This window comes from Enterococcus sp. GC34, from assembly GCF_040886645.1.
GTDB classification, from domain to species: Bacteria; Bacillota; Bacilli; order Lactobacillales; family Enterococcaceae; genus Enterococcus; species Enterococcus faecalis.
The window spans coordinates 1-2,720 of sequence record NZ_JBFOEF010000025.1 but is presented as its reverse complement, the minus strand read 5'-3'; the positions used below and the strand labels follow the sequence as shown (position 1 = coordinate 2,720).

The window sequence follows — 2,720 nt, the reverse complement described above, 5'->3', positions numbered from 1 at the left end:
TAGTTCTGGAATGAACAAAAATTTGTCTAATTTTATAAAAAAAGCTTACCCTGATAGCAAGAGTGACCTTTTTGGTGTATTTATTGAGCGACTTAAAAAAATGATAAAATCCTCTGGGTACTATTCTATGATTACGCAACATGCTTGGATGTTTTTATCAAGCTTTGAAAAATTACGTCATAAAATTAATCAACAAACTATTATCAACATGATTCATTTGGGAACGCGTGCATTTGAAGAAATTGGTGGTGAAGTTGTTCAGACTACTGCATTTATAATGTCCCCTCTTGAACATAAAGGACATGTTGGAAGTTATTTAAGACTTGTCGATTTTGTTAATCATGAACTAAAAGAAACAAAGTCGCTCGAAGCAATCGAAAAGAGAAACGTTGATTATCTTTACCAAACCGTTCAAGATAATTTTGCTAAAATCCCAGGTCAACCAATTTCGTATTGGGTAAGCGAAAATGTAATAAAAATTTTTGAAAATAAGTCGATTTCTGAATACGGTGATGCAAGACTGGGTATGGCTACAGCTGATAATAGTCGTTTTTTAAGATTGTGGCATGAAGTCGATGTCAATAACACTAACTTTTCTTCTAATAATCATTTAGAAGCTAAATTTTCTAAAAAAAAATGGTTTCCATACGATAAAGGCGGAAAATTTAGACGTTGGTTCGGAAACAATGAGTATCTCGTAAATTGGAATTTTGATGGTTATGAAATTCAACACTTTAAAGATAAAAACGGAAAAATTCGAAGTCATAATTACAACTTAGATTATATTTTTAAAGAGGGGATAACCTGGTCTGCTCTATCATCAGGAAGTTTCTCTTGCAGATACTCTGCTCACTCATTGTTTGATAATGCTGGAAGTAAAATTTTTGCAAAAGATAAAAAAGATACACATTATATACTTGGAATTTTAAACTCTCCCCTCACAAATATGGTTTTCCAGTTAATAAATCCAACTATGAATTATCAGCCTGGTACTGTTGCTTCTATGGTTATGAATTTAGACTTTGAGAAGGAAATAACAAAAAAGGTTAAATATTTAATTTTTATTTCAAAGGTAGATTGGGATGCTTATGAGATTTCTTGGGATTTTAAGAAACATCCTATGATATAAATTTATGGATAATTTAACTGCAGTAAGAAAAATACCAAATATCACTTCAAAGAAGCGATAACATGGTCTGATATCACGAGCTCAAAGTTTTCTCTTCGGTATAGAGAGCATGGTAGTATTCACGATGTCAAAGGAATGGAGGCTTTCGAAAATGTTAATGAACATTTATTTTATGTTTTAGGTGTCTTAAATACCCCTGTTGGAAATCATATATTTAAAGTATTGAATCCAACTATAAGCTTACAGATTGGAAACTTTCAATCTTTTCCAGTTCTAATTGATCACAAAGAGTTAACAGAGGATATTGCTCTTAAAAATATCGCTTTTTCGAAAAAAGATTGGGATTCTTTTGAAACTTCTTGGAATTTTAAAAAATGTTTCCTGTTATAAATGTTATAAGATATGATTACACCAAAAAACACAAACAAAGAATACTTTTTTGCTTGTGTTTTTTGGTGTAATCTATACTTCTGTGGCTTGTGCTTATGTTAAAGGACTATGTTTAAAGTTCCACGAAATCTCTAGTGAATCCCAATCATTTTTTGCGATACTTATACAGTTGTTAACTTGAAACATATCTTCAATAATAGGTTCTAGTACAGGGAAGTGAGAGATGTGTCCTACTTCATAGTTCATAGTAGGGGATAGTATTTTTAAAAATTCATTTGCTACTTTTGAATTTAACAGACCGAGTATATAATTTTTCATGGTATCTTCAAAAAAAATACTCATTCCAGCATCAGCAAAGATGTTTCCTTCTTCCTTCCATCTAAATGAACTAGTTGAACTAGACACTTTTCCCCATGTTATCGCTTCTTTGAAGTAATATTCGGTATTTTGTGGTCGAGATCGAAGTTTCCCCTTATCATCCACGAAATTTCTAATTTCTTGCCCGTCATTTTCCCAATTTACAACGTAATCGTAATTGCCGTACCATCGACGAAATGCGCCACCTTTATTGTAAGGAAACCATTTTTTACCAGAATTTACAGAATCACTGATGGAAGTTGCATCAAATTTTATGCGATTAATATCAACTTCCCACCATTCTCGTAAAAAACGATTGTTATTAGCGGTAGCTAACCCTTGTTTAGGTTCAACAATTTCATCCATTCGTTTTCCTACAACAAAATCATGAATAAGATTTTCGCTTACCCAATACGAAATTGGTTGACCTGGGATTTTATTAAATTCGTTCTGGTTAATTTGATTAAAACGATTTCCAGGAATAGGAATAATCGATGGAATTTTCCCGTTTGATACATCTTCAGTTTTAATCTGATGATAGGTTCCTTTAAAGTTTTTTAAGCAGACTTTTTGAAAGATTGTAACTACGGTTCCAAATGCAATTCCCATTACCATATTTTCCATGTGCATCATATTATTAATTGTATAATTTAAAATAATATTTTTGCGCATATTTTCATAACTTGAGAGAAACATCCATGATTGCATCGTGACTAATGAATTATACCCATCTGACTTTATTGATTTATTCCAACGTTCAATAAACATAGCAAATAAATCGCTTTTTGAATTTGGATAGTTAGTTTTAGCAAAACGAGATAGGACAGGATTAAATCCCGATGAC

General features: G+C 31.7%; 1 protein-coding gene and 2 pseudogenes. 2 read left to right on the top strand and 1 reads right to left on the bottom strand.

From position 1 onward, the window contains the following. Both AB3I72_RS13735 and AB3I72_RS13730 read left to right on the top strand, forming a co-directional pair. Positions 1-1,129 (top strand): annotated as a pseudogene (locus AB3I72_RS13735) (restriction endonuclease); the annotation flags it as partial. 135 nt (positions 1,130-1,264) lie between these two features. Next, complete coding sequence (locus AB3I72_RS13730; RefSeq protein ID WP_261998422.1) at positions 1,265-1,519, top strand: BREX-1 system adenine-specific DNA-methyltransferase PglX; 255 nt, start codon at positions 1,265-1,267, stop codon at positions 1,517-1,519. Positions 1,520-1,612: 93 nt separating this feature from the next. Here the strand turns inward: AB3I72_RS13730 and AB3I72_RS13725 are convergent. Next, positions 1,613-2,720, bottom strand: a pseudogene (locus AB3I72_RS13725) (restriction endonuclease); the annotation flags it as partial.